Source organism: Capsulimonas sp. (genome assembly GCF_039929585.1).
GTDB lineage: Bacteria > Armatimonadota > Armatimonadia > Armatimonadales > Capsulimonadaceae > Capsulimonas.
Genome location: NZ_JBDSQY010000307.1, coordinates 1 through 6,538, shown reverse-complemented (window position 1 = coordinate 6,538; position 6,538 = coordinate 1). Strand labels below are relative to the sequence as shown.

6 protein-coding genes and 1 pseudogene are annotated in these 6,538 nt (G+C 61.2%); 3 read left to right on the top strand and 4 right to left on the bottom strand.

Features of this window, described 5'->3' with window-relative positions; genetic code table 11:
- Nucleotides 1-312 (bottom strand): annotated as a pseudogene (locus ABIZ35_RS23630) (hypothetical protein); the annotation flags it as partial.
- A gap of 3 nt (nt 313-315) precedes the next feature.
- Entirely contained in the window at nt 316-2,064 is a 1,749-nt protein-coding gene (locus ABIZ35_RS23625) for an ATP-dependent DNA ligase (RefSeq protein ID WP_348222384.1), read from the bottom strand.
- Nucleotides 2,065-2,177: 113 nt separating this feature from the next.
- On the opposite strand from ABIZ35_RS23625, the gene ABIZ35_RS23620 reads away from it, so the two are divergent.
- Both ABIZ35_RS23620 and ABIZ35_RS23615 read left to right on the top strand, forming a co-directional pair.
- Nucleotides 2,178-3,005, top strand: a complete 828-nt coding sequence (locus ABIZ35_RS23620) for a M48 family metalloprotease (protein ID WP_348222383.1) — start codon at nt 2,178-2,180, stop codon at nt 3,003-3,005.
- A 178-nt stretch (nt 3,006-3,183) separates the two neighbouring features.
- Nucleotides 3,184-3,639, top strand: a complete 456-nt coding sequence (locus ABIZ35_RS23615; protein WP_348222382.1) for a GerMN domain-containing protein — start codon at nt 3,184-3,186, stop codon at nt 3,637-3,639.
- A 71-nt stretch (nt 3,640-3,710) separates the two neighbouring features.
- Here ABIZ35_RS23615 and ABIZ35_RS23610 read toward each other — a convergent pair whose 3' ends face one another.
- On the bottom strand, nt 3,711-4,052 hold the full coding sequence (locus ABIZ35_RS23610; RefSeq protein ID WP_348222381.1) for a P-II family nitrogen regulator: 342 nt from the start codon (nt 4,050-4,052) through the stop codon (nt 3,711-3,713).
- A gap of 37 nt (nt 4,053-4,089) precedes the next feature.
- Nucleotides 4,090-5,451, bottom strand: coding sequence for an ammonium transporter (locus ABIZ35_RS23605; protein WP_348222380.1), 1,362 nt, complete (start codon nt 5,449-5,451; stop codon nt 4,090-4,092).
- A 279-nt stretch (nt 5,452-5,730) separates the two neighbouring features.
- Between ABIZ35_RS23605 and ABIZ35_RS23600 the strand changes: the two genes are divergently transcribed.
- Nucleotides 5,731-6,538, top strand: an 808-nt coding sequence (locus ABIZ35_RS23600) for a DEAD/DEAH box helicase (protein WP_348222385.1), incomplete at its 3' end; no start/stop codon positions are given.

Below are 6,538 nucleotides of genomic sequence, written 5' to 3'. Positions count from 1 at the left end.
GGTCGGGACGCCTGGCAGAACCGGTTCGGACTGGCTGCCCAGGTCCATCACAAAGAGGGAATCGGGGCGCGCCGCCGTCACTTTGGCGCGATTGGCGTCCGTCCATGCGTTGCGTTCACGGTCGGGGATAATACGCGTCAGATTGGTATATCCCAAACGCTCCAGCCCGCGCTGCCAGATGACGCCGGCGGCGACCCCGTCGGCGTCGGAGTCGTGCAGGCCAATCGTGCGGCCCGCACGGGGCGTTTTGTCCAAAAAGGCGGCGAACGCGGCGCGCGCATTTTCCCAATCAGAGGTCAAAATTTCGGACATCGATTACTCTCCCGCCAATTTGCGCACGGTCTCCAGGGTGTCGATTTGGGTGACAGGCTTGTCGTCCCGGATGCGCAGGATACGGGGGAAGCGCAGGGCGTAGCCACTCTTGTGCCGGGCCGACGCCTGCACGCGGTCAAAGGCGATCTCAATCACGATCTTTGGTTCGACGACCCGGACCTTCCCATGAGCGAACTCCTGGATTGTATGTGCTCGGAACCATTCCGAAAGCTCCGTCAGCTCAGCGTCGGTCAATCCCGAATACGCCTTGCCGATGTTCAGCAGGGCAGGGTCCGTTTCCGAGGCGCGCACGGCGAAGGTGTAGTCCGACAGTAAGTGACGGCGCCCGCCGTTGCCCACTTCCACGGACGTCACCACGACATCGAGCGTCGCCAGCGCCCGCTTGATCTTCAGCCATTCCCGCCCGCGTCGGCCGGGCTTGTAGAGCGACGCTGGGTCCTTCACCATCAGCCCTTCATTGCCGCGCGCCCGCGCCGCGTCGAACTCGTCGTCGAGCAGCGCCGCGTCGCGAAACTCCACGGACGCCGCCCGGCGCACTTCTCCCATCGCAGGAACAGAAGCTTCCAGCACGGAGCGACGCGCTGCGAACGGATCGTTAATGAGAATACGCTCGTCTCCAAAGAGAGCGTCGTAAGCGACGAAGCTGACGGGGACTTCCGCGCGCATGGCGTTCGAAAGCGTCTTTCGCCCAAGCCGCTTTTGCAGTTCTTGAAACGGCAGGATCTGATCGCCTTGCGTCGGTACGATCTCGCCGTCTAGGATCAGCCCGAGCGGCGAACCCTGCGCGAGCGCCGCGAGGGGAGGGACGAGATCGGGGAAGCTTTCGGTGATCTCATCCAAGGTTCTTGAGAAGAGTGCGACGCGCACGCCGTCCACGACCACACCGTGCAGCGCCGGGGGAATATCCTCGGCGCCTTCGGGAGTGGGGGGAAGCTCGCGGGCGATATGCGCCTGCGCCCGGATGCCATCGAACTTGTCTTCCACGACGAACGCTTCGGGCATCTGCCGCGCGACATCGTCCAGGTCCGCCGCTGGTGTGGCGAGCATGAACTTCAGGGGATGGAACAGGCGCATCTTGACATCGCCGAGCCGTCCCTGCCGCGCGAGAACTGCTGTTTCGCCCAGGTCTCCCGTCAGCATATTCGCCCATTGGACCGCCGCCACGTCCAGGCCCTGCCAGCGTGCGACGGCGTCCTCAATCGCGCCTTCCTGGAGGCCGATGCGCAGATCGCCCGCGAGCAGCTTCACCAGATACTTCGCCTCCAGCGCCGTCGCCTGCCCAAGGAGCGCCGTGACCATTTCCCGCTTGCGCTTGGCGCCCGAAGTCGACGCGAGTGTCTCCAGCATGTCCCCAACCTGGGCCAGCGTTAATACTGCCGTCTGCGCGGCTGAAGGCGAGGCGGCGAAGACTTCCTGCGCGACATCGCCCAGATCGCCCAGCCGCACTAAGTTTGCGCGCAGTGTCTCGGACGCGGCGCCGGTCACGTCTTCGATTGCCCCAAGCATCGCCGCGCCGCCGACGTTCGTCGTCCGCTGGTCGCGCAGGGGGAAGACATGGCCTGCGAGATAACGCGCCGCACGGGCGAGGTCATCGTCGGCGAGATCGGAGAAATAAGCGGCGAGCAATGCCGCTTTTTCGAGCCGCTTGCTGGTTCCGGATGCGGCTTCCGCTGTTTCGGAAAACTTGAGAAAGAGACTGGGCGAGGCATTGGGGACAGCGGAAATTTCCATGCTATATCATACCCACTGAGCCGGGCGCTCATTCAGAAAGATCCATAAGTTAAGGAAACATCTGATGCGGGTAAAGTTCAATCAGGATATCATTGCAGGGAGGCGTATGTCAAATGGGAAATCGATCCGCGACCGTGGGAATTCGGCTGATCATCGCGCTGGTGATCGCGGGATTTTCGCTGATCAAATATTTTACGACCAGCCAGGTCAACCCGGTCACCGGGCAGAAGCAGCATGTGGGCGTGACGACGCAGCAGGAGATCGCGCTGGGGCTTCAGGCGGCGCCGGAGATGGAGCAGCAGTACGGGGGCGAAGCGAGCAATGACCCGCAGGGGACGGCGATCGTGCAGAGCGTCGGCCAGGAGATCGTCGCGAATTCCGACGCGAAGAAGAGCCCCTATCAGTTCCAGTATCATCTGCTCGCGGATCCAAAGACCGTAAACGCCTTTGCGCTGCCGGGTGGCCAGATCTTTATCACCGAAGCTCTCCTGCGCAAGCTCAAGACGCGCGGTCAGTTAGTCGGCGTTCTTGGGCATGAGACGGGCCATGTCATCGCGCGCCACAGCGCGCAGCAATTGGCGAAGCAGCAGCTGACGCAGGGGATCACCGGCGCGGCTGTGATGGCGAGCTACGACCCCAACAACGGGAGCAGCCGCAGCAGCGCCGCTGTGGCCGCCGCGATCGGCTCGCTCGTCAACCTCAAATTCAGCCGCGGCGACGAGTCCGAGGCCGACAAATGGGGTGTCAAGTTGATGGCGGAGGCCGGGTACGATCCGCGGGCGATGCTGGGCGTAATGCAGATCCTGGAAGCTGAGAGCCAGGGCGGACACAGCCCTGAGTTTTTGCAGACGCATCCTAACCCGGAAAACCGCATGGGCAAGATCAAGCAGAACATCGTCGAGCTGTATCCGAACGGCATCCCAGCGGGCTTGAAGCCGTAACTGCTGCTTCATACAAGATACAAATACCCCTTCGCCTAGTGGCGAAGGGGTATTTTATTTGAGCGTCTTCTTGCTTTCGATTCGAGATCCGTTTGGCGTTTGTGTGTCGAGGGTAAGTATCAGTATCAGAACGACATTGGCGCGAGGCGTCTCCAAGACGACTGAAAGCGGTGAAACGATGAAACTGAACAACAAATTTCAAACCATAATCGGCGTTTGCTCGGCCCTTGCGGCCATCTCCATACCTGTCGCTGCGGAGCCGATCGCTTCGCAGAACCCGGCGCGCGACGCCGTGCAATCTGTCCTGCAATCTCCGAACTCGGTGCTCCCAAGCACTACCGAGATTCGCGGGATCGCCGTCCAGAACGGCTTGGCGACGGTCAACTTCAATTCCGCGCTTGTGACGGACTTCAAAGGCGGGGATACCGACGAGGCGAAGGGGGTCAACGCGATTCTCAAAGCGCTCGGGAAGTTCCCAAACGTCAGCAAAGTTCAGATCCTGGTGAATGGCGAGCACGTCGACTCACTGGGCGGCCTGCTTGATATCTCGGGCCCGCTGCCGGTGATCCGTGAGACTAAGTGGCTGGCTCACCGAACGCTGCCGGCGAAATCCCTGCGTTTGGCCCAGCGGTAAGTTCGCCCTGGAAACAATCGAATAAGACGTAAGAACGGCCGGTGAATGTGTTCGCCGGCCGTTTTGTGTTTTTAAGAGACCGCGCTGTCGCCGCGTTCGCTGGTGCGAATGCGAACGGCTTCCAGAACTTGTGAGACGAAGATCTTGCCGTCGCCGATGTCGCCGGTTCGCGCCGAGTTTTCGATCACTTCGGCAATCTGCTCCCACTCGGAATCCTTCACCACGACCACTAGCATGATCTTTGGAAGCAGGTTTACGGAATACTCCGCGCCCCGGTAATGCTGGGTATAGCCTTTTTGCCGCCCGGCGCCCTTGATTTCGGTGACGGTGATGCCGCTGTGGCCCAGTTCCTCCAGCGCCATGCGGACTTCATCCAAACGGCTCGGACGGATGATAGCTTCGATTCGGATCATGCGTTTCTCCTTGATGCTCGGTCAAATCAAATTATGTTTAGTCAAATGCGGCGAACGCCGGAATGCCGGATGCTTCGCCGGGATAACCCGTTTCGCCATGCTCGGTGATGTCCAGGCCGCTTTCTTCGTCATCGGCGCTTGCGCGAAGGCCGCCCGTAATGAGCGAAGTCAGCTTCGCGACGAGGAACGTGCCGGCCCCGGCGACACAGATCGCAACACCGATCGCCGTCAGCTGGCGGACAAGCTGCATTGGATCCCCATTGAACAGGCCGTCGCGGCCGGCGGCGTTGACGGCGCGCGTGGCGAAGAGGCCCGTCGCGATCATGCCCCAGATTCCCGCGCAGCCATGCACCGCGAACACGTCCAGCGAATCGTCGTATCCCATCCGGGCTTTCACCTTGATCATATAGAACGAGATCGCCGCAGCGACCAGGCCGATCAGAAGAGCCGGTCCGGGCCGCACGAAGCCCGCCGCCGGGGTGATCGCGACCATTCCCGCGACCGCGCCGGAGGCGAAGCCGAGCGCGGAGGGCTTACGATAAAGAAACCACTCGATCGCCATCCAGCCCAGCGCCGCCGCCGCGCCGGCGAAGTGCGTCGCGACCAGAGCGGCCAGCGCCAATGGTCCCGCCGAAAGCGCGCTGCCGCCGTTGAACCCGAACCAGCCGAACCACAAAATGGCCGTGCCGATCAGCGTCATCGGAAGGTTGTGCGGCCGCAGCTCCTCTGGATGGTTCGATCGCCGCCTGCCGATAAGAAGCGCCATCACCAGCGCCGAAACTCCCGAGGCAATCTCCACGGCGCACCCGCCGGCGAAGTCCAGCGCCTTGACCGGGCCGGTCAGGCCGAGCAGGCCGCCCTTCGCCCAGATCATATGCGCGATCGGCGCATAAACGAAGAGTGACCAGAGCGTGATAAAGATGCAGTACGACGAAAACTTCATGCGCTCCACGACCGCCCCGGAGATGAGCGCCGGCGTGATGATCGCGAAGGTCATCTGGAACATCATGAACAGCATATGCGGGATCGTCGGCGCATAATCCGTGTTGGGCGTGTACATGCTGACGCCGCGAAGACCCGCCCACGAGAAATCCCCAATCACGCCGAAGTGGTCCGGACCGAAGGCGAGCGAGTAGCCGATTAGTCCCCAAAGCACCGAGACGATGCCCGCCGCGACAAACGACTGCATGGAGACGCTGAGCACGTTTTTGCCGCGCACCATGCCGGCGTAGAAAAAGGCGAGGCCGGGCGTCATCAAAAATACGAGCGCCGTGGCGACCAGCATCCATGAGACATCGCCGGCGCTGATCTGCTTTGCAAATCCCTGGGCGCTTGCCGCTGTCGGCAGCATCAAGAGCGCTCCCATGCCGAGCATGAGGCGCTGAACGCAAAGCTTCATTGCTAAGATTTATCCTGAGTGTAGATGTTCGGTTTGCAGCGTCGCAAACGCCGACACGTCTCGGCCCATCCACAATGAGGGGCCTCAAAGTGTAGCACTCATCGCCACTCTGCGTCAATATGTTTCCGTGACGTTTCTTGGAAATAGCGGTCATACATAGAGAGAGAGTGCTCCATGCATGGCGCGCGGACGCTCTGGGTACAATGCCAATACGATTAGAAAGAGATCCCGATGCCCAGAGTCAAACGGTCCGTCCGCGAGGGCGGCGCGCCCAATCCCATGGACGCCCTGAACGGTTTTCACATTCCGACCCGATCCTGGTTCACCAGTTCTTTTCCCGCGCCGACCCGCGTGCAGCAGCTTGGCTGGCCGGCGATCCAGAGCGGTCAGTCGACTTTGATTCTCGCGCCGACGGGATCAGGAAAAACCCTCACGGCGTTCCTCTCCGCCATCGATCGGATTATGTTCGACCCCGTTCCGCCGCCGCCCCAGCGCTGCCGTGTTCTCTATATTTCGCCCTTGAAAGCCCTCGCCGTCGATGTCGAGCGCAACCTGCGCGCCCCATTAGTGGGCGTCTCGCGTTATGCCGAGCGTATGGAAATCCCTGCGCATCAGCCGACGGTCGCGATACGCACCGGCGACACCCCCAGCAAGGAGCGAGCCCAGTTCAACCGCACTCCCGCCGACATTCTTATTACGACCCCCGAATCGCTTTTTCTCATGCTCACCAGCAACGCCCGCGAGACCCTGCGCTCGATCCACTGGGTGATCATCGACGAGATTCATGCGATGGTCTCGACAAAGCGCGGCGTGCATCTGAGTTTATCTTTAGAGCGTCTGGAAGAATTGACGGCTCCGCATGGGTTTCAACGCATTGGCCTGTCGGCGACGCAGCGGCCATTGGACGAGGTGGCGCGGTTTTTGGGCGGGTTTGGAGAGGCCCTCACCCCCCCGCCCCCTCTCCCAATTCTGGGAGAAGGGGAGTCAGATGGAGATAGTGAGAATGAGAGTGATTTTGTTCTTGGCGTTGAGGCTGCCGTGCATGCGCTGGAGTCTGATGAAGATCTAACAGTTCCTTCCGAACCTA